This is a genomic window from Aquipseudomonas guryensis, assembly GCF_014164785.1.
Classification (GTDB): domain Bacteria; phylum Pseudomonadota; class Gammaproteobacteria; order Pseudomonadales; family Pseudomonadaceae; genus Aquipseudomonas; species Aquipseudomonas guryensis.
In genome coordinates, this window is record NZ_JACJFN010000001.1 from 564,585 (window position 1) to 588,873 (window position 24,289).

Annotated in this window: 17 protein-coding genes; 9 read left to right on the plus strand and 8 right to left on the minus strand. The window is 65.2% G+C overall.

What is annotated here, in order from left to right; translation table 11 throughout:
• Nucleotides 1-3: 3 nt before the first annotated feature.
• The 5 genes from H3H45_RS02575 to glnE all read right to left on the minus strand — a co-directional run bounded on the left by H3H45_RS02575 (nt 4) and on the right by glnE (nt 7,113).
• Nucleotides 4-1,125, minus strand: coding sequence for a glycosyltransferase family 4 protein (locus H3H45_RS02575; protein WP_182832182.1), 1,122 nt, complete (start codon nt 1,123-1,125; stop codon nt 4-6).
• The gene (gene waaC / locus H3H45_RS02580) at nt 1,125-2,129 is read right to left on the minus strand and encodes a lipopolysaccharide heptosyltransferase I (RefSeq protein WP_182832183.1); all 1,005 of its coding nucleotides are present in this window, start codon (nt 2,127-2,129) and stop codon (nt 1,125-1,127) included. Before waaC ends, H3H45_RS02575 begins: the two co-directional genes overlap by 1 nt.
• A 1-nt stretch (nt 2,130) precedes the next feature.
• A complete protein-coding gene (gene waaF, locus H3H45_RS02585) occupies nt 2,131-3,165 on the minus strand; it encodes a lipopolysaccharide heptosyltransferase II (RefSeq protein WP_182832184.1) in 1,035 nt (344 codons plus the stop codon).
• A 59-nt stretch (nt 3,166-3,224) separates the two neighbouring features.
• Complete coding sequence (locus H3H45_RS02590) at nt 3,225-4,148, minus strand: branched-chain amino acid transaminase (protein WP_182832185.1); 924 nt, start codon at nt 4,146-4,148, stop codon at nt 3,225-3,227.
• 61 nt (nt 4,149-4,209) lie between these two features.
• Nucleotides 4,210-7,113, minus strand: a complete 2,904-nt coding sequence (gene glnE, locus H3H45_RS02595; RefSeq protein ID WP_182832186.1) for a bifunctional [glutamate--ammonia ligase]-adenylyl-L-tyrosine phosphorylase/[glutamate--ammonia-ligase] adenylyltransferase — start codon at nt 7,111-7,113, stop codon at nt 4,210-4,212.
• A 243-nt stretch (nt 7,114-7,356) separates the two neighbouring features.
• Between glnE and aceE the strand changes: the two genes are divergently transcribed.
• The 3 genes from aceE (at nt 7,357) to H3H45_RS02610 (ending at nt 12,018) form a co-directional block, all read left to right on the plus strand.
• A complete protein-coding gene (aceE, locus tag H3H45_RS02600) occupies nt 7,357-10,002 on the plus strand; it encodes a pyruvate dehydrogenase (acetyl-transferring), homodimeric type (protein WP_182832187.1) in 2,646 nt (881 codons plus the stop codon).
• An 11-nt stretch (nt 10,003-10,013) separates the two neighbouring features.
• Nucleotides 10,014-11,696 carry a dihydrolipoyllysine-residue acetyltransferase gene (gene aceF, locus H3H45_RS02605; protein WP_182832188.1) on the plus strand — a complete coding sequence of 561 codons (1,683 nt, stop codon included), beginning with the start codon at nt 10,014-10,016 and terminating at the stop codon, nt 11,694-11,696.
• A gap of 112 nt (nt 11,697-11,808) precedes the next feature.
• Complete coding sequence (locus tag H3H45_RS02610; RefSeq protein WP_182832189.1) at nt 11,809-12,018, plus strand: hypothetical protein; 210 nt, start codon at nt 11,809-11,811, stop codon at nt 12,016-12,018.
• 64 nt (nt 12,019-12,082) lie between these two features.
• Here the strand turns inward: H3H45_RS02610 and H3H45_RS02615 are convergent, their stop codons facing one another.
• The gene (locus H3H45_RS02615) at nt 12,083-12,610 is read right to left on the minus strand and encodes a hypothetical protein (protein WP_182832190.1); all 528 of its coding nucleotides are present in this window, start codon (nt 12,608-12,610) and stop codon (nt 12,083-12,085) included.
• Between the two features lie 79 nt (nt 12,611-12,689).
• Here H3H45_RS02615 and H3H45_RS02620 point away from each other — a divergent pair, with 79 nt between their 5' ends.
• From H3H45_RS02620 to H3H45_RS19995, 3 genes are all read left to right on the plus strand, one after another.
• Entirely contained in the window at nt 12,690-15,380 is a 2,691-nt protein-coding gene (locus tag H3H45_RS02620; protein ID WP_182832191.1) for a putative bifunctional diguanylate cyclase/phosphodiesterase, read from the plus strand.
• A gap of 138 nt (nt 15,381-15,518) precedes the next feature.
• Nucleotides 15,519-16,166: a peptide-methionine (S)-S-oxide reductase MsrA gene (msrA, locus tag H3H45_RS02625; RefSeq protein WP_182832192.1), complete on the plus strand. Its 648-nt coding sequence runs from the start codon at nt 15,519-15,521 to the stop codon at nt 16,164-16,166.
• Between the two features lie 441 nt (nt 16,167-16,607).
• The gene (locus tag H3H45_RS19995; RefSeq protein ID WP_407926679.1) at nt 16,608-17,303 is read left to right on the plus strand and encodes a methyl-accepting chemotaxis protein; all 696 of its coding nucleotides are present in this window, start codon (nt 16,608-16,610) and stop codon (nt 17,301-17,303) included.
• Between the two features lie 394 nt (nt 17,304-17,697).
• Here H3H45_RS19995 and H3H45_RS02635 read toward each other — a convergent pair whose 3' ends face one another.
• A complete protein-coding gene (locus H3H45_RS02635) occupies nt 17,698-19,347 on the minus strand; it encodes a phytoene desaturase family protein (protein ID WP_182832193.1) in 1,650 nt (549 codons plus the stop codon).
• 126 nt (nt 19,348-19,473) lie between these two features.
• Between H3H45_RS02635 and H3H45_RS02640 the strand changes: the two genes are divergently transcribed.
• Together H3H45_RS02640 and H3H45_RS02645 are read left to right on the plus strand one after the other, a co-directional pair.
• A complete protein-coding gene (locus H3H45_RS02640) occupies nt 19,474-20,010 on the plus strand; it encodes a PadR family transcriptional regulator (RefSeq protein ID WP_182832194.1) in 537 nt (178 codons plus the stop codon).
• Between the two features lie 115 nt (nt 20,011-20,125).
• Nucleotides 20,126-21,385, plus strand: a complete 1,260-nt coding sequence (locus H3H45_RS02645) for an HD-GYP domain-containing protein (protein ID WP_182832195.1) — start codon at nt 20,126-20,128, stop codon at nt 21,383-21,385.
• 40 nt (nt 21,386-21,425) lie between these two features.
• Here the strand turns inward: H3H45_RS02645 and H3H45_RS02650 are convergent, their stop codons facing one another.
• Entirely contained in the window at nt 21,426-22,265 is an 840-nt protein-coding gene (locus H3H45_RS02650; RefSeq protein WP_182832196.1) for a 23S rRNA (adenine(2030)-N(6))-methyltransferase RlmJ, read from the minus strand.
• A 203-nt stretch (nt 22,266-22,468) separates the two neighbouring features.
• On the opposite strand from H3H45_RS02650, the gene H3H45_RS02655 reads away from it, so the two are divergent.
• The gene (locus tag H3H45_RS02655) at nt 22,469-24,271 is read left to right on the plus strand and encodes an acyl-CoA dehydrogenase (RefSeq protein WP_182832197.1); all 1,803 of its coding nucleotides are present in this window, start codon (nt 22,469-22,471) and stop codon (nt 24,269-24,271) included.
• The last annotated feature ends 18 nt before the right edge of the window (nt 24,272-24,289 follow it).

Here is a 24,289-nt window from a genome sequence, read left to right on the forward strand (position 1 = left end):
CACTCATGCCCGCTCCGCTAGGATCACGTCTGCCGCGTGCTGCGGCATGGAATACAGGTCGGCCGTGTCGGCGAAGGCCAGGCCATTGGCGCTCCACTTTTTGCGCGCCGCATCGTCGACCAGCATCTCGGCGAGCATGGCGTTGAGCCGCTCCTGCTGGAACGGGCTGGGCACCACGCGGCCGGCATCGGCCTCGGCGATGTAATGGGCGTAGCCACAGACATCGCTGACCAGTACCGGCAAGCCGGAAACCAGCGCTTCCAGCAGCACGGTGCCGGTGTTCTCGTTGTAGGCCGGGTGGATCAGCAGGTCGGCACCCAGCAGGAAGCGCGGAATGTCGCTGCGCCCCTTGAGGATCTGTACCTGCTCGGACACGCCCAGCGCCTTGGCCTGCAGCTGGAACGAACGCGGGTCGTCCTGACCGATGGCGATCAGCCGGGTGCGCTGTTTCAGCTCGTGCGGCAAGGCGGCCAGCGCCTTGAGGCTGCGGTCCAGGCCCTTGGTCTTGAAGCCGGAGCCGATCTGCACCAGCAGCAGGTCGTCGTCGGCCAGCTTGAACTCACGGCGGAACTCGGCGCGGATCTCGCCGGCATTGGCCGGCGCGCGACGGTCGGCGGCGATACCCGGCGGCAGCAGATGGAAACGCGCTTCAGGGGTTTGGTAATGCTTGATGAAGAGCGGCTGCTGCACCTCGGAAATCATCAGGATCTCGGTCTTCGACTCGGGGGCGAACACCGCCCGCTCGTAGTCGGCGAAATGCTTGTAGCGGCCCCAGCGCTTGTAGATCGGCGCACGCAGGGTCTGCGCCTTGTCTTCGTAGCAGCCGTCGGCGGCGTAATACACGTCCAGACCGGGCATCTTGTTGAAGCCGATGACCCGATCCACCGGCTCGCGCGCCAGGTCAGCAGCCAGCCAGGCGCTGAACTTCTCGTTGCGGTGGTGGTTAAAGAACGCCTTGATCGGCGCAACGCGCACGTCAAAACCGGCGGGCACCTCGCCCTCCCAGATCGGCGTGTAGACGCGGATGGCATGGCCACGCGCCTGGCACTCCAGGGCGATGCGCAGGAAATCGCGCTGCAGGCCGCCAAAGGGAAAATACTTGTAGAGGACGAACGCCAACTGCATCACACCGCCTCCTGCTGCGCCAGGAGCAAGGCGTTCAGCTCGTTGCCCACTCGCTCAGCGCCCAGGCCATCGAAGCAGGGCTTGTTCCGGTCACCGCTGCCGGCATTCGGCCCGCTGGCGCACAGGTGCACCTGGCCACGGCCGTAGGCGCCGACACGGCCCGGCAGGGTCGGGCCGTACAGGGAAATGCTCGGCACATCCAGCGCTGCGGCCAGATGGCCGAGTCCGGTGTCCACCGCCACGCAGGCGGTGGCGCCGGCGATCACCTTGGCCACGCCTGCCAGATTCAGTTTCGGCAGCACGGCGGCGCCATCGATGCCGGCGACGATGCGCTCGGCACGCGCCTTCTCGGTCTCGTTGCCCCAAGGCAGGCGCACGGCCCAGCCCTGCCCGGCCATGCGTTCGGCCAGCGCGCGCCAGTCGGCTTCCGGCCAGTGCTTGCTGGCCCAGGTGGTGCCATGCAGGAACAGCAGGTAAGGCGCCTGCGAGGCATCGGCCATGGCCGCGCGATCCAGGCCGTAGTCGCCGATACTGGCCGGCAGTGGGTAGCCGAGTGACTGAGCAAATAGCTGGCGGGTACGTTCCAGGGCATGCTGATCCTTGGGTACCGCGTACAGGCGATCATAGAAGCGACAGGCAATCGGCTCGCGTGCCGAATCGCGATCCAGGCCGGCAATCGGCGCCTTGACGTAGCGGGTCAGCCAGGCGCTTTTCAGCAAACCCTGGGCGTCGATCACCAGGTCATAATCGGGCTCGCCCAGGCGCGCTTTGAAGCGGCGCCAGTCGCCATTTTTCAGGGTTTGCCAGAGGCTCTTGCGCCAGCGGCGGATAGCCACCGGAATCACCTGGGCCACGGCCGGATGCCAGGCCGGGATCTCGGCGAAGCCCTCCTCCACCACCCAGTCGAACTGGATGCCGGGAATGGCCCGCGCCGCGTCGGTCAGCGCCGGCAGGGTGTGGACCACGTCGCCTAGGGAAGACGTTTTAATCAGCAGTACCCGCAAACTATTCGACCTCGACCGGATCGGCGACCAGGCGCTGCAGCGCCTCGATCACTGGGCGCGGCTTGAGCTCACGCAGGCAGTTGTAGTGACCATAGCGGCAGGTGCGCTCGAAGCACGGGCTGCACTCTAGGCCTAGGCGGACGATCTCCACCTGGTCGGCGAGCGGCGGGGTGAACTGTGGCGAGGTAGAGCCATACACGCCCACCAGCGGACGGTTCAGCGCGGCGGCCACATGCATCAGCCCGGAGTCGTTGGAGACTACCGCGCCGGCGGCGGACATCAGGTCGATAGCCTCGGCCAGCGAGGTTTCACCGGCCAGGTTGACCACTTCCTCGCGCAGGCCAGGAATCAGGCGATTGCGGATATCTTCGCCGCCCGGATGATCGTTCTTCGAGCCGAACAGCCATACCTGCCAGCCGGCGCGGATCTTCACTTCGGCGACCTTGGCGTAGTGCTCGGCCGGCCAGCGCTTGGCCTCGCCGAACTCTGCGCCGGGGCACAGCGCCAGCACCGGGCGATCCAGGCTCAGGCCGAACTTGGCCAGGGCCGCGCTGCGGCTGGCTTCGTCGATCTGCAGACGGGGCTGTGGATAGGGCTTGGGCAGCTCCGCATTGGGTTCGTAAGCCAGCGCCATAAAGCGCTCGATCATCAGCGGGTAGCGCTCTTTATCCAGGTTGCGGATGTCGTTGAGAAGACCGTAGCGCATCTCGCCCTTCCAGCCGGTACGCAGCGGGATGTCGGCGAAGAACGGCACCAGGGCGGACTTGAGCGAATTGGGCAAAAGGATCGCCTGATCATACTGGCCGGCCAGGGACTTGCCGATGCGCCGGCGGCTGGCGATATCCAGCACCCCGTGGCCGAGCGGGAAGCTCAGCGCCGCGCGCACTTCGGGCATGCGTTCGAGGATCGGCCGGCTCCACTCGGGGGCCAGCACGTCGATCTCGCAGTCGGGGTGACGCTGTTTGAGGCAGACGAACAGGGTCTGCGCCATCACCATGTCACCGACCCAGCTCGGGCCTACGATCAGTATTTTCATGCTCATTCCAGAAACGACCAGGGAGGCATACGCCTCCCTAGCACAGCCTAGACAACCGCTTATTTGACCAGGGTACGCCACTCGGGGTGGGCATCGGTCTTGCCGGTGACCAGGTCAAAATAGGCCTTCTGCAGCTTCTCGGTGACCGGGCCACGGCTGCCGATACCGATCTGCCGGCCGTCCACTTCGCGGATCGGCGTGACTTCGGCGGCGGTGCCGGTGAAGAAGGCCTCGTCGGCGATGTACACCTCGTCGCGGGTGATGCGCTTCTCGACCACCTGGATGCCCAGCTCGCCAGCCAGGGTCAGGATGGTGTCGCGGGTGATGCCGTTCAGGCACGAGGTCACTTCCGGGGTGTACACCACGCCGTTCTTGACCAGGAAGATGTTCTCGCCCGAGCCTTCAGCCACGTAGCCTTCCGGGTCCAGCAGCATGGCCTCGTCGGCGCCACCGGAGATTGCTTCCTGCAGGGCCAGCATCGAGTTGATGTAGTTGCCGTTGGCCTTGGCGCGGGTCATCGAGATGTTGACGTGGTGACGGGTGAAGGAGCTGGTGCGCACCTTGATACCCTTCTGCAGCGCCTCTTCGCCCATGTAGGCGCCCCAGTGCCAGGCACCGACGATCACCTGGGTCTTCAGGCCGGTAGCGCGCAGGCCCATGGCTTCCGATCCATAGAACACCATCGGACGGATGTAGGCGGTTTCCAGGTTGTTCTCACGCACGGCGGCGCGGGTGGCTTCGTTGATCTCGTCCTTAGTGAACGGGATCTTCATACCCATGATGTGGGCCGAGTCGAACAGGCGGTCGGTGTGCGCCTGCAGGCGGAAGATGGCGGTGCCCTGCGGGGTGTTGTAGGCACGCACGCCCTCGAACACGCCCATGCCGTAATGCAGGGTGTGGGTCAGCACGTGGGTGGTAGCGCTGCGCCACTCAACCAGCTTGCCGTCATACCAGATCACGCCATCACGATCGGCCATCGACATCGTTGCCTACTCCTCAGTGCTCGTCTAAATCATCAATTCGTCGCGGCTCTAAGTGCGCCGCTTAGCTCAGGCCCAGCTCATGCCACAGACGCATCACGCTGCGGCGCTCCTCGGCAAACTGCTCACCACTGACCTTGCCCGGCTGCTTCTGCAACGCCTGCCGGTGGGCGGCGGCACGGTAGGCCTTGTAAGCCTCCTGCAACAGTTCGACGTCGGCGGCGGGCATCAGCCCGGCATCGCGCAGGCCATCGAGGATGCGGATATTGTCGGTGTAGCGGTGCAGTTGCGGATGTTGCCGCGACCACGCCAGGGCCGCGTATTGCACCATAAATTCAATATCGACGATACCTCCGGCGTCCTGCTTCAGATCGAAGGAAGCCGCGGCGTCGAAGGCATTGGCGCCCCGGCCGGCGGCGGTTGCCGGGGTGCCGAGGTTGTCGCGCATCTTCGCGCGCATCTCGCTGACTTCCGCCTGCAGCTTGGGCAGATCACGCTCACGCCCTAGCACGGCGGCGCGCACCTGTTCGAAGGCCGCGCCAACCCGCGCACAGCCGACCAGTACGCGGGCGCGCACCAGCGCCTGGTGCTCCCAGGTCCAGGCCTCGCTCTGCTGATAGCGCTCGAATGCACCGAGCGAGCTGACCAGCAATCCCGAGGCACCGGACGGGCGCAAGCGCATATCCACCTCGTACAGCTGGCCGGAGGTGGTCTGGGTAGTCAGTAGGTGGATGATGCGCTGGCCGAGGCGGGCGAAGAACTGCGCGCCGTCAATCGGCTTGGCGCCATCGGTCTCGGCCTGCGAGTCGCCGTCGTGGATGAACACCAGGTCCAGATCTGAGCCATGCCCCAGCTCCAGGCCGCCGACCTTGCCATAGCCGACAATGATGAAGTCTGGATCACACAGGCTGCCATCGGCGCGCTTCGGCGTACCGTGCTTGGCCACGGTGTGGCGCCAGGCCAGGGCCAGCACCTGTTCGAGAATGGCCTCGGCCAGCCAGGTCAGGTAGTCGCTGACCTTCATCAGCGGCAAGGTGCCGGCGATCTCCGAAGCCGCCACACGCAGACGGTGGGCCAGCTTGAAGTGACGCAGGGCCTCCATCTGCTGCTCCAGGTCGTCCTCGGGAATCCGTGTCAGGCGCTCGCGCAGCTCGGCGGCCAGCTCCGGCGCCAGCGGCGGGCTGAACAGGCGGCCCTCGTTGAGCAGCTCGTCGAGCAGCAGCGGGAATCGGGTGATCTGCTCGGCGATCCACGGACTGGCCGCGCACAGGGTCAGCAGGCGCTGCAGCGCCGAGGGGTTCTCGGTGAGCAGTACCAGGTAGGCCGAGCGCCGCGCCACAGCCTCAACCAGCGGCAGCACACGCTCCAGCACCAGGTCCGGATCGGCGTGCTCCACCGCCTGGGCCAGCAGGCGCGGGATAAAGGCGTCCAGGCGCTCGCGACCGAGGCGCTGCATGGTGCGCACCTGTGAACCACCACGCAGGTCGATCAGGCGCTTGAGCGCCGCCGCCGGCTCGCTGAAACCGGCTTCGGCCAGCTGACGGCCGGCCATTTCCTCGTCCAGCGCCTCTTCCCACAACGGCAGCCATTCGCTGCCCACACACAGCTCGGCCTCGGCGCCCTCCTCTTCGTCGGGATCGGCGATCACCTGGCGGAAGTGCCACTCGATGCGCCCGCGCCAGTGCATCAGCTGCTCGCGGAACGCCGTCCAGGAATCGAAGCCCATGATCAGCGCAACCCGCGCGCGATCCTGGTCGTTGTCCGGCAGCATCTGCGTCTGCCGGTCGCCGATGGCCTGCAGGGCGTGCTCGACGTAACGCAGGAACTCGTAGCCCTGGCGCATTTCGGCAATGATCGGCGCCGGCAGGTAGCCCTGACCTTCGAGAGTCGCCAGCACCTTGAGCAGCGGCCGCTGCTGCAGGCTGAGGTCGCGGCCGCCGTGGATCAGCTGGAAGGCCTGGGCGATGAACTCGATCTCGCGGATGCCGCCGGAGCCGAGCTTGATGTTGTCGGCCATGCCCTTGCGCCGCACTTCCTGCTGGATCAGTAGCTTCATCGCGCGCAGCGCCTCGATGGCGGAGAAGTCCAGGTAACGCCGGTAGACGAACGGCCGCAGCATTTCCAGCAACTGCTTGCCGGCGGCCTGGTCGCCGCCGACCACGCGCGCCTTGATCATCGCGTAGCGTTCCCAGTCGCGGCCCTGGTCCTGGTAGTACTGCTCCAGGGCGTTGAAGCTGAGCACTAGGGCGCCGGCCGAACCGTAGGGGCGCAGGCGCATGTCGACGCGGAAGACGAAGCCTTCGGCGGTGATCGGGTCCAGCGCCTTGATCAACCGCTGACCGAGGCGAATGAAAAACTCCTGGTTGTCCAGCGAGCGCTTGACGCCCTCGGTCTCGCCGCCTTCCGGGTAGCCGAAGATCAAGTCGATGTCCGAAGACAGGTTCAGTTCATGGGCGCCGAGCTTGCCCATGCCGAGGATGACCATGTGCTGCGCCTCGCCGCTGCGCCGGCCGATGGGCGTGCCGAACTGCTCGCAGTGGCGCGGGTAGAGCCAGTGGTAAGCCAGGTCGATACAGGCGTCGGCCAGGTCGGAAAGGTCGCGGCAGGTTTCCGCCAGATCAGCCTGGCGACTGATGTCGCGCCAGACGATGCGCACCTGCTGGCGATTGCGGAAGCGGCGCAGACGACGGCCCAGCTCATCCTCATCGGCACAGTCGGTCAGCAACGCCTGCAACTGACCGCGCAGCTCGCCGGGGGTAAAAGCCCGCTCCAGCTCGCCACTATCGGCCAGAGTCGGCAACAGCTGCGGGTCGCGTACGGCCTGTTCATAGACAAAGTCACTGCAGGCGCAGACGCGCTGCAGCGCCTCCTGGCGCAGGGCCGGCCAGGACGCGAGCAGCACACTGCGGGCTCGGTCGGCGAGGGGCTGGAGCGGGGCCGGCACGGCGGCCAGTGGAGGCAGGCTCATGGTCTATCCTTGGGAGCGGAAAGCAACGGCCAATGTGGGTTGCGACAACTTTCCGATGATCGAATACTTGTAGTTTTACTACTAAAGAATGTGCCTCAAGCGCTGCGCGAGCCGTCATTTTGTAGTAAAACTACAGACAGCCGGTCTAACCCCGGCAATAACGACTTTCACGTCGCCCGCCCCAAAAGCGTGCACGAGCCCAGGCTTTCCGATTCTGGAAGCCTTTCCGCCCTGGAGCAAGCCATGCAAGACCTTGATCCCGTCGAAACCCAGGAGTGGCTGGACGCCCTGGAATCCGTCCTCGACCAAGAGGGCGAGAAACGCGCCCACTACCTGCTGACCCGCATGGGTGAACTGGCCACCCGTAGCGGCACCCAGCTGCCGTATGCGATCACCACGCCCTACCGCAACACCATTCCGGTCGGCCACGAGGCACGCATGCCCGGCGACCTGTTCATGGAGCGACGGATCCGCTCGCTGGTGCGCTGGAACGCGCTGGCCATGGTGATGCGCACCAACCTGAAAGACCCGGATCTGGGCGGCCACATCTCCAGCTTCGCCTCCAGCGCCACCCTGTACGACATCGGCTTCAACTACTTCTTCCAGGCGCCGACCGACGAGCACGGCGGCGACCTGATCTTCTTCCAAGGCCACGCCTCGCCCGGCGTCTACGCCCGCGCCTTCATGGAAGGCCGCATCAGCGAAGAGCAGATGAACAACTTCCGCCAGGAAGTGGACGGCAAGGGCCTGTCCTCCTACCCGCACCCCTGGCTGATGCCGGACTTCTGGCAGTTCCCCACCGTTTCGATGGGGCTGGGCCCGATCCAGGCGATCTACCAGGCGCGCTTCATGAAGTACCTGGAAAGCCGCGGCTTCATCCCCGCCGGCAAGCAGAAGGTCTGGTGCTTCATGGGTGACGGCGAGTGCGACGAGCCGGAATCCCTCGGCGCCATCTCCCTGGCCGGCCGCGAGAAGCTGGATAACCTGATCTTTGTGATCAACTGCAACCTGCAGCGCCTGGACGGCCCGGTGCGCGGCAACGGCAAGATCATCCAGGAACTCGAAGGCGTATTCCGCGGCGCCGAGTGGAACGTCAACAAGGTGATCTGGGGCCGCTTCTGGGATCCGCTGCTGGCCAAGGATGTGGACGGCATCCTGCAACGCCGCATGGACGAGGTGGTCGACGGCGACTACCAGAACTACAAGGCCAAAGACGGCGCCTTCGTGCGTGAGCACTTCTTCAACAGCCCCGAGCTGAAGGAGATGGTCAAGGATCTTTCCGACCAGGAAATCTGGAACCTCAACCGCGGCGGCCACGACCCCTACAAGATGTATGCGGCCTACCACCAGGCGGTCAACCACAAGGGCCAGCCGACCGTGGTTTTGGCCAAGACCATCAAGGGTTACGGCACCGGCGCCGGTGAAGCGAAGAACACCGCGCACAACACCAAGAAGGTCGACGTCGACAGCCTGAAGAAATTCCGCGATCGCTTCGACATCCCGGTCAAGGACGACGAGCTGGAAAACCTGCCCTTCGTCAAACCCGAGCCGGGCAGCGCCGAGGCGCGCTACCTGCAGGAACGCCGCGACAAGCTCGGTGGCTTCGTGCCGCAGCGCCGGGCAGAGAGCTTCAGCATCCCGACGCCGCCGCTGGAAACCCTCAAGGCCATCCTCGACGGTACCGGCGACCGCGATATTTCCACCACCATGGCCTTCGTGCGCATCCTCTCGCAGCTGGTCAAGGACAAGGAGCTGGGCCAGCGCATCGTGCCCATCGTGCCGGACGAGGCGCGCACCTTCGGCATGGAAGGCATGTTCCGCCAACTGGGCATCTACTCTTCGGTCGGCCAGCTGTACGAGCCGGTGGATAAGGACCAGGTGATGTTCTACCGCGAGGACAAGAAGGGCCAGATCCTCGAGGAAGGCATCAACGAGGCGGGCGCCATGTCCAGCTGGATCGCCGCCGGCACTTCGTACTCCACGCACAACCAGCCGATGCTGCCGTTCTACATCTTCTATTCGATGTTCGGCTTCCAGCGCATCGGCGACCTGGCCTGGGCCGCCGGCGACAGCCGCGCCCGTGGCTTCCTGATCGGCGGCACCGCCGGGCGCACCACGCTGAACGGCGAAGGCCTGCAGCACGAGGACGGCCACAGCCACATCCTCGCCGCGACCATCCCCAACTGCCGCACCTTTGACCCGACCTACGCCTACGAGCTGGCGGTGATCATCCGTCACGGCATCAAGGCGATGACCGAAGAGCAGCAGAACGTCTTCTACTACATCACCGTGATGAACGAGGCCTACGCCCAGCCGGCCATGCCGGAAGGCGTCGAGGACGGCATCATCAAGGGCATGTACCTGCTAGAAGAGGACAAGAAGGAAGCCGCCCACCACGTCCAGTTGCTGGGCAGCGGCACCATCCTGCGCGAAGTGCGCGAGGCGGCGAAGATCCTGCGCGACGAGTTCAACATCGGTGCCGACGTGTGGAGCGTGCCGAGCTTCAACGAGCTGCGCCGCGACGGCCTGGCCGTGGAGCGCTGGAACCGCCTGCATCCGGGGCAGAAGCCGCAGCAGAGCTACGTCGAGCAGTGCCTGTCCGGGCGCAAGGGCCCGGTAGTGGCCAGCACCGACTACATGAAACTGTTCGCCGAGCAGATCCGCCAGTGGGTGCCAAGCAAGGAATACAAGGTGCTCGGTACCGACGGCTTCGGCCGCAGCGACTCGCGGCAGAAGCTGCGCCACTTCTTCGAGGTGGATCGCTACTGGGTCGCACTGACCGCCTTGGAGGCCCTGGCCGAACGCGGCGAAATCGACGCCAAGGTGGTGGCCGAGGCCATCGTCAAGTTCGGGTTCAACCCCGACAAAGCCAACCCACTGGATTGCTGAGGAGCTGAGCGATGAGTGAATTGATTCGCGTGCCCGACATCGGCAGTGGCGAGGGCGAAGTGATCGAACTGCTGGTCAAGGTCGGCGACCGTATCGAAGCCGACCAGAGCCTGCTGACCCTGGAGTCGGACAAGGCCAGCATGGAAATTCCCGCACCCAAGGCCGGGGTGATCAAGAGCCTGAAGGTCAAGCTGGGCGACAAACTGAAAACCGGCGACGAGTTGCTGGAACTGGACAGCGCGGACGCTGCCGCACCGGCGCCTGCTCCCGCTGCCACCGCACCGGCGGCACCTGCTGCCGAGCCGGCTGCCGTGGCCGCCGCTCCGGCACCCGCCGCTACCGCCGCCGAAAGCGTGCAGGACGTCCAGGTGCCGGACATCGGCTCGGCCGGCAAGGCCAAGGTCATCGAGGTACTGGTCAAGGCAGGCGACGTGATCGCCGCCGAGCAGTCGCTGATCACCCTGGAGTCGGACAAGGCCAGCATGGAAATCCCCGCGCCGGCTGCCGGCACCGTGGAAGCCGTGCTGGTGCAGCTGGGCGCCGACGTCGGCACCGGCGACCTGATCCTCAAGCTGCGCGTGGCAGGAGGCGCTGCTTCAGCAGCGTCATCATCCGCCCCGCAAGGGGCCGGTGCTGCACCGGCTGCAGCCCCAGCACCCGCTGCCTCGGCACCAGTACACACTACTCCAGCCGGCGCCGCTCCGGCCGTAGCCGCGGAAGTCGGCGCGATCGCCGCTCTGGCGGCAGCCGCAGCCGCGGTAAGCGCGCCGGTGCGTGACGGCAGCAAGGTGCATGCCGGCCCTGCCGTGCGCATGACCGCCCGCGAGTTCGGCGTCGACCTGGCCGCCATCAGCGGCAGCGGGCCGAAAGGCCGCATCCTCAAGGAAGACGTACAGGCCTATGTGAAGGCCATGCTGCAGAAGGCCAAAGAAGCGCCGGCTGGTGCAACCGGCGGCGCCGGCATCCCGCCGATTCCGGAAGTCGACTTCAGCAAGTTCGGCGCCATCGAAGAAGTGCCGATGACCCGCCTGATGCAGGTCGGCGCCAGCAACCTGCACCGCAGCTGGCTCAACGTGCCTCACGTGACCCAGTTCGATAACGCCGACATCACCGAACTGGAAGCCTTCCGGGTTGCCCAGAAAGCGGTCGCAGAAAAGGCCGGGGTGAAGCTGACCGTGCTGCCGCTGCTGCTCAAGGCCTGCGCCTACCTGCTGCGCGAGCTGCCGGACTTCAACAGTTCGCTGGCACCGTCGGGCAAGGCGCTGATCCGCAAGAAGTACGTGCACATCGGCTTTGCCGTGGACACCCCGGACGGCCTGCTGGTCCCGGTGATCCGCGACGTCGACCAGAAGAGCCTGCTGCAGCTGGCCGCCGAGGCCGCCGAACTGGCGGAGAAGGCGCGCACCAAGAAGCTCTCGGTGGATGCCATGCAGGGCGCCTGCTTCACCATCTCCAGTCTCGGCCACATTGGCGGCACCGGTTTCACGCCGATCGTCAACGCGCCGGAAGTGGCGATCCTCGGGGTGAGCAAGGCGACCATGCAGCCGGTATGGGACGGCAAGGCCTTCCAGCCGCGCCTGACCCTGCCGCTGTCGCTGTCCTACGATCACCGGGTGATCAACGGCGCCGCCGCTGCGCGCTTCACCAAGCGCCTCGGCGAGGTGCTTGGCGATATCCGCACCATGCTGCTGTAACGGCGCAAACCAGGCCGCCACGCCCGACCGGGCCTGGCGGCTTTTTTACGCCTGCAGGATTCACCGCAACTGCTAAGGTTTCCCTGACCTCTAAAGCAGTGGTGGAAGAGCAGTGGACATTCGCATCGTCGCCATCGAGAGCCAGCCACCGATCTGGCGGGTCTACCTCAATACCTTCTTCATCATCTGCCACAGCGCAGCCGAGGCCGAGGACACTGCCTACAAGGCAGCCCTCAGCAATCGCAAACCCTTCCGCCAGGTGCTGCTCAGCAGCGCCCGGGTCGGACAGGCCGATGATGCTGCGCCCTTCTCCGTACTCTGACGCCGGACGCTGACGACTGCAGATGCAACAAGGCCCGGAATTCCGGGCCTTGTTCTGTGCGGGATCAGCTCTTCTGCATATTGCGAATCAGGAAACTGATCGCCTTGGCCAGCTCGGCCGCGCCTTGGTGGTCGCGCAACACGCGCAACCAGGGGCTGCCATCGGCCGGATTCTGCAGCACGCAGACGATGCCGGTGGTCGGGCATTCGTAGCGGATGTAGGGGTCGAGGCCGAACACCGAGAGGCGCTGATTGCTCACGGTCAGGTCCATGCCCTTCTCGGCCCGCACCTCCTGGCGTATCAGCAGCTCGCCGGGCGCCGGAACACTCAGCTGGTAACGCAGGTCGCTGCGCTGCGCCTGGCCCACCTGGTAGGCGGCGCGCAGGGCATAGGTATCCAGCAGGGTATTGCTGTGCGCCAGCAACGCCTTGCGCTCATCCTGAGTCAGGTACAGGCGCTTGAGCTCGGCCAGGTAACGCGCCTGCTCATCCCCGCCCAGCTGAGCCTCGGCCGCTACCGCCACGGGGGCAGCGCCACCCAGGCTGAGTAACAGCAATAACCCGCTAAGTCTTCTTGTCAGTCCCAGCTGCATAATGCACCCTTGCCGAACTTGATTGATGACACAGGCTCTTGGCCTGAACCCCAGCAGCATACTGGAAGCCAACCGCTTGATGAAAAGCCATCCCGATGCCGCCAGCCGTACGGCGGCCGAGGTTGTGACGCAGTTGCCAGTGCCATCGCGCCTGGGCATGCTGCGTTTCGAGCGGTTGAACGAGGCCAGCTGGGCCTTGCTTTATCTGGACCCGACCTGCGAACGTCAGCTGGGCGTGGCCGCCAGCGACCTTTGCGCGCTGATCGACTCACCCTTCGCCAGCCTGATGGAGCCGGAAGCACGCTACCGCCTGCACGACGAGATCCAGCAGCAACTAGTTGCCAGCCAGCACTACGCAGTGCGCTACAACCTGCATTCACCTCGCGGCACCCTCAGCCTGCTGGAAATCGGCGAACCCTATCTGCTGCACAACCGCCCGCTGCTGCGCGGCTATCTGCTGGTCACCGCCCGCCACGACGACAGCCCCGGTGAACGCCTGCAGGAACTCGAAGCGCAGAACGTCAAACTGCAAGCCGCAGTGGAGCTGTACCAGCGCGCCCAGGACGAGCATCTGCAGCACCTGATCCGCTCGCGCGCCCAGCAAAGTCTGATCGTGCGCCTGGCCCGGCATCGCTACAGCGCGCTGGACCCGCTGCGCGAGGCCGCCGAGCTGATTACCCAAGCCGCCTGCGAAACCTACGACGTGGCCCGCGCCAGTGTCTGGCTACTGCACGGCGACAACCTGCAGCCGGTGGCCATGTACCGCCGCGATATTGATCGCCACGAGCTGCCGGCCGCCATCGATGCGCGCCCCTATCCGCAGTACCTCGAAGCTCTGCACAGCGGCCGCGCCATCGACGCACACAACGCCCAACTCGACCCACGCACCGCCGAGCTGGCGCAGGACTACCTGAAGCCGCTGGGTATCAATGCCCTGCTCGACGCCAGCGTGCGCCTGGGTGGCGAGGTGGTCGGCGTGCTGTGCCTGGAGCATATCGGCGCGCCGCGCATCTGGCAGAGCGACGAAGTAGCCTTCGCCGGCGAGCTGGCCGACCAGTTCGGTCAGGTCATGAGCCACCAGCAGCGGCGTGACGCCACCAGCGCCCTGCACCTATTCCAGCGCGCAGTGGAACAGAGCGCCAGCGCCTTCCTGCTGATCGACCGTGACGGCCTGGTGGAGTACGTCAACCCAAGCTTCACCTCGATCACCCAGTACAGCAGCGAGGAAGTCCACGGCCGGCGCATCTCCGACCTGCCGGCCCTGGAGAACCTCGGCGACGTGCTGTTCGACCCGCAGTCCGGCCTGGCAGAACGCAGCAGTTGGCAGGGCGAGTTCCGCAGTCGGCGCAAGAACTTCGAGCCGTACTGGGGCCAGCTGTCGATCTCCAAGGTGTACAACGACGACGGCGAGCTGACTCACTACATCGGCATCTACGAAGACATCACCCAGGGTAAGCTGGCCCAGCAGCGCATCGAGCGCCTGGCCTACAGCGACAACCTCACCGGCCTGGGCAATCGGCCATACTTCATCCGCAGCCTGGAAGAGCGCTTCGCGCGCAACAACGGCCGGCCGTTCAACCTGCTGCTGGTCGACATCGACAACTTCAAGCGGATCAACGACAGCCTCGGCCACCAGACCGGTGACAAGCTGCTGTCGAGCCTGGCCCGCCGCCTGCGCAACAGCCTGAGCCAGAACACCAGCCTGGCGCGCTTTGCCAGCAACGAATTCGCCGTGCTGCTGGATGGCGCCGATGAACAGGGCGGCCTGCAGCTGGCCGCGGAAATCCTGCAGACCCTGGACAAGCCGCTGTTCGTCGACAACCAGTTGATCAGCGTCACTGCCTCGGTCGGCCTGGCCTGCGCGCCAGCCCACGGCGACGACCCGCATGTGCTGATGAAGCACGCCGGCCTGGCCTTGCACAAGGCCAAGGCCAACGGCAAGAACCAGGTGCAGATTTTCACCGAGGCGCTGAATGCCGAGGCGCACTACAAGCTGTTCGTCGAGAACAACCTGCGCCGCGCCCTCACCCAGAACGAGCTGGAGGTCTACTACCAGCCCAAGCTGTGCCTCAAGACCGGCCAGCTCACCGGCCTGGAAGCCCTGTTGCGCTGGCTGCATCCAGAAAAAGGCATGATCAATCCGGAGCAGTTCATCAGCGTCGCCGAGGAAACCGGGCTGATCATCCCGATCGGCAAATGGGTGGCGCGCCAGGCCTGCCGCGTCAGCCTGGAACTGGCCGCCCTCGGCATGGGCCAGGTGCAGGTGGCGATCAACCTGTCACCCAAGCAGTTCACCGACCCGGATCTGGTCGGCTCGATCGCTGCCATCCTCGACGAGGAACAACTGCCGCCGCACCTGCTGGAGCTGGAGCTGACCGAGAGCCTGCTGCTCGAAGGCAGCGACGACACCCGCCAGCAGGTCGCCCGCCTCAAGGCCCTGGGTCTGACCCTGGCGATGGACGACTTCGGCACCGGTTACTCCTCGCTGAGCTACCTGAAGAAGTTCCCGATCGACGTGATCAAGATCGACCGCAGCTTCATCAAGGACATTCCCGAGAACCAGGACGACATGGAGATCACCTCGGCGGTGATCGCCATGGCCCACAACCTCAAGCTCAAGGTGGTCGCAGAAGGCATTGAGACCGCCGCCCAGCTGGCCTTCCTGCGTCGGCACAAGTGCGATGTCGGCCAGGGCTACCTGTTCGACCGACCGATCTCCAGTCGCGAGCTGATCGAGCGCCTGCGGCGTTATCCCTGTCGGGGCGCGTAAGCCCTTCCCCCTGAATCGGAGATAGAGCCGCAAGCTGGTAATTTTTGCCGCTCGACGACGTCTATCACTTAGCGCCGACCGGTCAGCCTGACCGGGGTAAGCTATAACCCGCCCATTTCGCCGCACCGAGGAACTCCCATGGTCCTGCGCTCGCAAATCCTTGCCCACAAGCTCGAACTGCCGACGGCCGAACAGGCTCTGCCCGGTCGCGCAACGCCCATGCCGGTGCCGGCCCAGCACTTCGTCAACGGCAACCCGCTGCAGCCACCCTTCCCCGCCGGCCTGCAGCAGGCGGTGTTCGCCCTCGGCTGCTTCTGGGGCGCGGAGCGGCGTTTCTGGCAGCAACCGGGGGTGTGGAGCACGGCGGTCGGCTATGCCGGTGGGCATACGCCGAACCCGACCTACGACGAAGTCTGCTCCGGCCTGACCGGCCATACCGAAGTGGTGCTGGTAGTCTTCGATCCGCAGCAGACCAGCTACGAGCAACTGCTCAAGGTGTTCTGGGAAGCGCACAACCCGACCCAGGGCATGCGCCAGGGCAACGATGTCGGCACCCAGTACCGCTCGGCCATCTACTGCAGCGACGATGCCCAGCTACAGGCGGCACAAGTCAGCCAGGTGATGTTCCAGGGCCAGCTGGAGCGCGCCGGTTTCGGCTCCATCACCACCGAAATCGCCGCGGCGCCGACCTTCTATTACGCCGAGGCCTACCACCAGCAGTATCTGGCGAAGAACCCGGGCGGCTACTGCGGGCTGGGTGGCACCGGCGTGTGCCTGCCCGCCTAAGAACGCTTACACTCACTGGCAGCACGCCCGCCACATGGCGGGCCACTCATTCCAGCCAGGAGTCCGTGTTCACGGCCAGCCATGCACAGCACGCGCTTTTCCGATATCCACGAGATTCCACCGAAAGCCTTCGGCCCGGTCGCGCTGGCGTTGCAGATCACGCCCTGGCTGCTGATCGGCGCAGCGCTCTGGGGCGGCCTGCCGCTGTGGATTGCCGTGCCCTGCGGCGCCATCCTCAGCTTCGGCCTGTTGCCGGCTCTGGCCACCGCAACCCACTGGCAGGCGCTGTCGCAGCCGCGCCCGATCATCGCCGCCACGCCCGACTGGCTGCCACCGCTGGCCGCCAATCTGAGCAACCACAGCGCCATGCAACTGCAGCGACTCGAACAGCTGCAGCAGCAACTGCACGCCCATGATGCCGTCCAGCACCAGCACTGGCAGATGCTGCTCGAGCAGCTGGCACAACAACGCGCACACGCCGCCCACCTGCTGGCGCCGATCCAGAGCGCCCCACAGGATAGCCAGGACGCGCGGCCAGACAGCGAGGCGGCGCTTGCCAGCCTGACCGCCAGCCTGCAGCAAAGCCGCCAGCAGGCCGGCGAATTGGCCAGCCAGATGCGTCAGGTCACCACCCAGGCCGAGGCGATCCTGCGCGCCAGCGATGACATGGACTCGATTGCCAAACAGACCAACCTGCTCGCCCTGAATGCCGCCATCGAGGCCGCGCGAGCGGGCGACAGCGGGCGTGGCTTCGCCGTGGTCGCCGACGAGGTGCGCGCCCTGTCCAGCCGCTCGGCCGATTTTTCCCAGGAAATCCGCCGCACCGTGGTCGGCATCCGCGACGATCTACAGCGCGCCGACCAACACGCCAGCAACCTGGCCGAGGCCGATCAGTCGGCCGTCGAAGACGCCCGCCTGCAGATTGCCGGGCACATCGCCACACTCGCCCAGCAGCACAGCCAGGCCCTGGATGCCGCTGCTCAGCTGGAGCAACTGCTGCAGGCAAGCGCCGACCAGGCCAACGCCATTAACCCGCCACCGCTGGATACCAGCACCATGGCTGAACTGCAGCAACACGGTCAGGCCCTCGGGCAATTGGCCGAGCAGTTGCAGCAGCGGGCAACAGAGGCCGGCTGAAACTAAGCGGGGGGGCAGCCCCCATTGGGGCAGACGCATCGCCCACAGCAGCGGCCTGCCTTAGCTCATCGGTGGAAAAGGTTGCGCAGTTGGGTGGTCATCCACTCTACGCGGACTGGCAAACATTGTAGAGACTGTTTCTCAGCACAAGCTTTTGTAGGAGCCAGCTTGCTGGCGATCAGCGGAATCGCTGCCTGCGCATCGCCAGCAAGCTGGTTCCTACAGAATCAGGCCTTAGGGCGGGTGAACCCCGCGGCTTCCCCCCCCACGAACTTCATCGTCGACGATGGCGAGCCGCTATCCATGGCCGAATGCGGCTGGGGGTGGATAACGCTTTGCCTATCCAGCACCCCAATGGCTCGGTGCGCTCCGGCGCGAGGGAGCGAACCGGCGCTTACAGAGCCTGCGTCGGCTCTCCGGCCTCGGCCTTCATCTCCGGCTTCCAGCTCTTCAGCAGCTGGCCGACCCGGTAGCCACGCCAACCGAGCATGCGCGAGGCGGTCAGTACGCCGGCCATCAGCGCGCCGCCAACCCCTGCCGTCACCGTATCGGCTCCGGTCAGATAGAGGCCCTTGATCGGTGTCTGGCTGTGAATCCAGTGCTGCTCGAAGCGCTCTACCGTGTGGTCGATGCCATAGATCTCGCCCTGCTCGTTCCACTGGTACCACTCGGTGGACAGCGGCGTGCCCAGCTCGCAGAAATCCAGCGCGCCGCGCAGTTGTGGCTGGTGCTGGTAGAGGGTCTCCAGCAACTGCTCGGTGAGCTGCGCCTTGAACGCCTCGTAGTCGGCGCCACGCTTGCCCCAGGTAGTGCCCTTCCACTGGGCGAACCACTGCGGCTGGGTCGGCGCGACGATTTCCACCGTGGCCTTGTTCGGGTAATGCGCATCCCAGGCTGGGTCCTTGGCCGAGGGGAAGCTGATGTAGATCAGTGGCATCGCCGGATTTTGCCCGGCCATGAAACTGCTGACGTTGTGGTCGTGATCATGGGTCGGGTAGACCCAGTAGTTGGTCTTCGGCAGCTTCAGCTCGGCGGCGCTGCCCTTGAAGCCGGCGTACAGGCACAGGGTGGCGGCCGACAGTTTGACCTTGGGCAGTTGCTCCAGCAGGCCATGGTCACTGGCCACCTGTGGTTCGAGCAGACGGGTATAGGTCGGCACCAGGCCGGCGCAACTGACGATCTGTGGCGCGCGAATCTCGAAGCCATCCTTCTGCATGCGTACGCCGACCGCACGACCGTTCTCCACCAGGATCTTGTCGACCCCGGCATAGGTGAACACATGGCCGCCGGCCGCTTCGATCACCGGGATGATGGTTTCGGAAATCTTCGTCGCACCGCCCACCGGGTAGTTGCCGCCAGTGATGTAGTGCTTGGCGACCATGGCGTGCATAACGAAGGCTGCCTCGGCTGGCGGCAGGCCGTAGTCGCCCCACTGCGCGGTGAGCACGCCGATCAGCTCTTGATTGCTGGTCAGGCCTTCGAGCACTTCGCGGGTGGTCTTGAAGAAGTAATCCGGCAGCCACAGGCGGCGCAATTTGCCGTAGAGCATGCCCAGCGAGCGTGGCAGGGCTTGCCCGGCGAAAAAGCGCGGCACCTTGGCGCTGACCTCGCTGAGCAGGTCGACATAACGCTCGAGCACCGCAGTTTCCCCGGGAAAGTGGCGCGCCATCTCGGCCTTGAATTCCTCACGACCGGCCACGTAGTCGTAGGTCTGCTCACCGATGACGATGCGGTCGTAATGGGCATCCATCGGCGCCCACTCGAGGTTGCCGTCGCTGATCACATCGAACACCCGGCGGATCGCCGACCAGGGTTTGTGCACCTCGCCGATATAGTGCACGCCCACATCCCACTCGTAGCCTTCGCGCTCATAGCTGTGGGTGTAACCGCCGGCGGTGTAGTGCTGCTCCAGCACGCACACGCGCTTGCCGAGCTTGGCCAGCAGCGCGGCGGTGGTCAGGCCGCCGATGCCGGAGCCGATGATGATGGCGTCGTAGTCATCGCGAACCAGGCGCGGACGGAAGCGGGTACCGGTGCGTTTCATGGAGGGCTCCTGCGTTATTGTTGTTATGCAATTTTTTGCATACTAGGCAGCATCGGTCGAGTATGCAACTTTTTGCATAATCCGTATACTGCGGTGCATCTCTACAGCCGCCGGTAAACCCCGCCCATGTCGCTCAAGCACGCCATCCTCATCCTCCTGGAAAGCGAACCCGGCAGCGGCTACGACCTGCTCAAGCGCTTCAAGGATGGCCTCGGCTACTTCTGGAACGCCAAGCATCAGCAGGTCTACCTGGAACTGAAGAAGCTCAGCGAAGCCGGCTGGCTGGAGTTCGAGGCCGAGGCCCAGGAAACCCGCCCGGACAAGAAGATCTACCGCCTCACTGCCGCCGGTCACGCCGAACTACTGCGCTGGCTGGGCGAGCCGGTGCAGCCGAACAAGATCAACGATGCGCTGCTGGTGAAGTTGTACGCGGGCGCGCATACCTCGACCGCCAACCTGCGCGAAGAAATGCAGCGCCATGTAGCCGTGCACCGCAAGACCCTGGACAGCCTGCTCAGCATCGAACGCGACTACCAGGCCCTGCCCGAGGAGCAACGCCAGGCGCTGCGCCTGCCCTACCTGACCCTACGCCGCGGCATCCTCGGCGAGCAGTCCTGGCTGGCCTGGGCGGATGAAGTCGAACAGGAACTCGGCCGCGACTGAGAAACCAGCGCAGCAGACTCCCAGGATTAACCACGCACCAGGCCCGCGCACTACTGCCAGTTCGCGCACGAAACGCTAGACTGCCAGCACATAGCCAGCAGCCTTCGACACCAGCATGCCCGCAGCCCCCGCCGTCTACATCACCCCCGAGCAACTGTGCATCGGCCTGTATGTCCAGCTCGAGCTCGGCTGGTGGGAGCACGACTTCACTTTCAGCAACTTCAAGATCAAGGACGAGGCGCAGCTCAAGGCCTTGCGTGCCCTCGGCCTGCAGCGCCTGCGCTATGACCCGGCGCGCAGCGACTGCACGCCACTGCCCTTGCAACCCAGCGAGCCGGTAGCGGCGCCCGTCGAGCAGGCCAAACCGGACCCCGCGGAACTCGCTCGCCAGGCCCGCGCCGCCAAGCTCGGCGTACTACGCAAGCGCCTGGCCGAAGTGGATCGCACCTTTGTCCAGGCCAGCCAGCGGGTCAAGACACTTAACCAGACCCTGCGCAACCAGCCGGAAGAAGCGCTCAAGCAGGCCGGCGAAGTGGTCCGCGAACTGGTCGCGGCGTTGCTCGGCGAAGACGGTGCGGCCCTGCACAGCATCAATGGCAAGGCCGCCGATGATGCCTACTCGCACCTGCTCAACGTCACGGTGCTGTCGGTGATGCTCGGGCGCCAGCTCGGCTACGACGCCGAGGCCTGCCACAGCCTGGGCCTGGGCGCGCTGCTGCACGACATCGGCAAGATGGAAGTGCCGAGCAAGGTGCTGCTCAAGACCGAACCGCTGACCCGTCCCGAGCAACAACTATTCCAGCTGCACACCGAGTTCGGCCTGCGCCGCGGCCAGCAGCTGATGCTCGACGACGAAGTGTTGCGGATCATCCACGAGCACCATGAACACTGCGACGGCAGCGGCTACCCACGCGGCCTGCACGAAGCAGCAATCGGCCGACTGAGCCGGGTGGTGTGCATCACCAACCACTTCGACAACCTGTGCAACCCGCTCAACCCGCGCGACGCCATCAGCCCGCACGAAGCCCTGGCGAAGATGTTCAGCCAGCAGCGCGAGCGCTTCGACGAGGTGGCGCTGAAAGCCTTTATCCGCAGCATGGGTGTCTACCCGCCGGGCAGCCTGGTGCAGCTGGAGGACGAACGTTACGCCCTGGTGCTGGGCATGCACCCGAGCCTGCCGCTGAAGCCGACGCTGATTCTGTTCGAGCCCAAGATCCCCAAGGAAGAGGCACTGATCGTCAACCTCGAAGAAGAACCCAACCTGGCCATCGTCCGCAGCCTGCGCCCCGCGCAGCTACCGGTGGAGGCACTCGAATACCTCAATCCGCGCCAGCAGCTGAGCTACTACGTCGACCCGCGTCAGCGCAGCAAATAAGGCACCGACTCGGCTACCCGCGCTGGGACCGGGCCGTGGATCACTTTTCCTCGATCAGCCAATCCAACCGCCAGTCACCCTTGCTCTGCGCCAGCTTGCCCGCCAGCCAGGGCAGCAGCTGTTTCAGCTCGTCTTCCAGCCCCCAGGGCGGGTTGGCGATGGCCAGGCCGGAGCCGGAGAGGCGGGTGGCGTCGTCCGGGCTGTGCACGAACAGCTCGACGCGCAGCAGCTTGGGCGCGCTGGATTTCTCCAGGCCCTGGTAGAAGCGCTTGAGCTGACGCTCGTCCTTGATCGGGTACCAGATCGCCACCACGGTCTGGCGCATGCGCGCGATGCTTTCGTTCAGCGCGGTGATGCAGCGCTCCAGCTCGTCGGCCTGCTCGAACGGCGGGTCGATCAGCAGCAAGGCGCGCTTCTCCGCGACCGGCAACAGGGCGCGCGGCACGTGCCAGCCTTCGCCCAGGTGCACGGCCACGCGGCGGTCGCCGCGCATGTTGTCTTTCAGCAGCTGGCCATCTTCCGGGTGTTTCTCATTAAGCAGCACACGGTCCTGCATGCGCGTCAGCTGGCGCGCCAGCTCGGGCGAGCCGGGGTAGTAGCGCAGCTGGTCATCCGGGTTGAGCGCGCGCAGCACGCCGAAGTAGTCGGCGGTCAGTTCGGGCAGGTCCGGCGCATCCCACAGGCGGGCGATGCCTTCCAGCCATTCGCCGGTGCGACTGGCCTGGTCGCCCTTGAGGTCATAGAGGCCGACGCCGGCATGGCTGTCGAGGCAGACGAACGGCGCCTCCTTGCGCGACAGCAAGGCGATGAGGCGGCTCAGGGTGATGTGCTTGAGCACGTCGGCATGGTTGCCGGCGTGGAAGGCGTGACGGTAGTTCATGGAAAAATCCTCGCGAGGCGCGAATTGTAGCCCGGATGCCTGCCACGACGCATGGCACGGGGCAACACCTTCCCCCACCAACCCCCATTAATGGGAGAAGTGAGAAAGCGCCAAGTTCTATCGCTTTATCACGCTTATGGATGTTGCTAGGCAGCCTTCATTCACCGACCTAGACTCCAGCCATTCCATTGGAGGCACGCCCCATGTCCGAGACTCTGCTCAGTTCCCGCAACCTGGCCTTCGAGCTTTACGAAGTACTCGATGCCGAAGCCCTGACCCAGCGCGAGCGTTTCGCCGAACACAACCGCGAGACCTTCGATGCCGCCATCGGCACCGCCCGCGGCATCGCCGAGGAGCTGTTCGCCCCGCACAACCGCAAGAACGACGAACATGAGCCGCAATACGTGGACGGCGCCGCGGTGCTGATCCCGGAAGTCGAGCCGGCCCTGCGCGCCTTCCACGAAGCAGGTTTCCTCAACGCCACCCGCGACTTCGAGCACGGCGGCATGCAGCTGCCCAACCTGCTGTCGCAGGCCTGCTTCGCCCACTTCCAGTCGGCCAACATCGCCACCAGTTCCTACTCGATGCTGACCATGGGCGTGGCCAACCTGATCGAAGCCTTCGGCAATGACGAGCAGAAGCACAAATACCTGCAACCGATCATCGACGGCCGCTTCTTCGGCACTATGGCCCTGACCGAGCCGCATGCCGGCTCCTCGCTGTCGGACATCCGTACCAAGGCCGAGCCGCACGCCGATGGCAGCTACCGGATCAAGGGCAACAAGATCTTCATCTCCGGCGGCGACCAGCCGATCTCGGAGAATATCGTGCACATGGTGCTGGCCAAGCTGCCGGACGCACCGCCCGGGGTGAAAGGCATCAGCCTGTTTCTCGTGCCCAAGTTCCTGGTCAACGACGACGGCAGCCTGGGCAAGCGCAACGACGCCCTGCTGGCCGGCCTGTTCCACAAGATGGGCTGGCGCGGCACCACCTCCACCGCGCTGAACTTCGGCGATAACGACGACTGCGTCGGCTATCTGGTGGGCAAGCCGCACCACGGCCTGAGCTACATGTTCCAGATGATGAACGAGGCGCGCATCGGCGTCGGCATGGGCGCGATAATGCTCGGCTACGCCGGCTACCTGTACTCGCTGGACTACGCACGCAACCGCCCGCAGGGCCGTCACCCGGATGGCAAGGACCCGGCTTCGCAGCAGGTGTCGATCATCGAGCACGCCGACGTACGCCGTATGCTGCTGACCCAGAAGGCCTATGTAGAAGGTGCCTTCGACCTCGGCCTTTACGCTGCGCGGCTGTTCGACGACACCCAGACCCTGGAGACCGAGGAGCAGCGCAAGACCGCCCTAGAACTGCTCGACCTGCTCACGCCGATCGTCAAATCCTGGCCCTCGGAGTTCTGCCTGAAGGCCAACGAGCTGGCCATCCAGATTCTCGGCGGCCACGGCTACACCCGCGAATACCCGGTGGAACAGTACTACCGCGACAACCGCCTGAATCCGATCCATGAAGGCACCCACGGCATCCAGTCACTCGACCTGCTGGGGCGCAAGGTCTCGATGAATGGCGGTGCGGCGCTCAAGCAACTGCTCAAGCTGATCCACGGTACCTGCCAGCGCGCCGAAGCTCACCCCACGCTGACCGCCCTGCGCCAGCCGCTGGAGCAACTGCTGGCCCGCCTGCAAACAGTGACCCTGGCCCTGCTCGGCGACCTGATGGCAGGCAAGGTCAACCAGGGCCTGGCCAACTCGGCGCTGTACCTCAAGGTGTTCGGCCACACGGTGATCGGCTGGCGCTGGCTGGAGCAGGCGATCCGCGCCGAAGAGGGCCTGGCGCGCGGCAACGCCGCCGATGCCGACTTCTACCAGGGCAAGTTGCAGGCTGCACGCTACTTCCTGACCTGGGAAGTGCCGAGCTGCCACCACGACCTGGCCATCCTCGAAGCCCGCGACGATACCTGCCTGGGCATGCAGGATGCCTGGTTCTAGCTTTTGTAGCCCGGATGT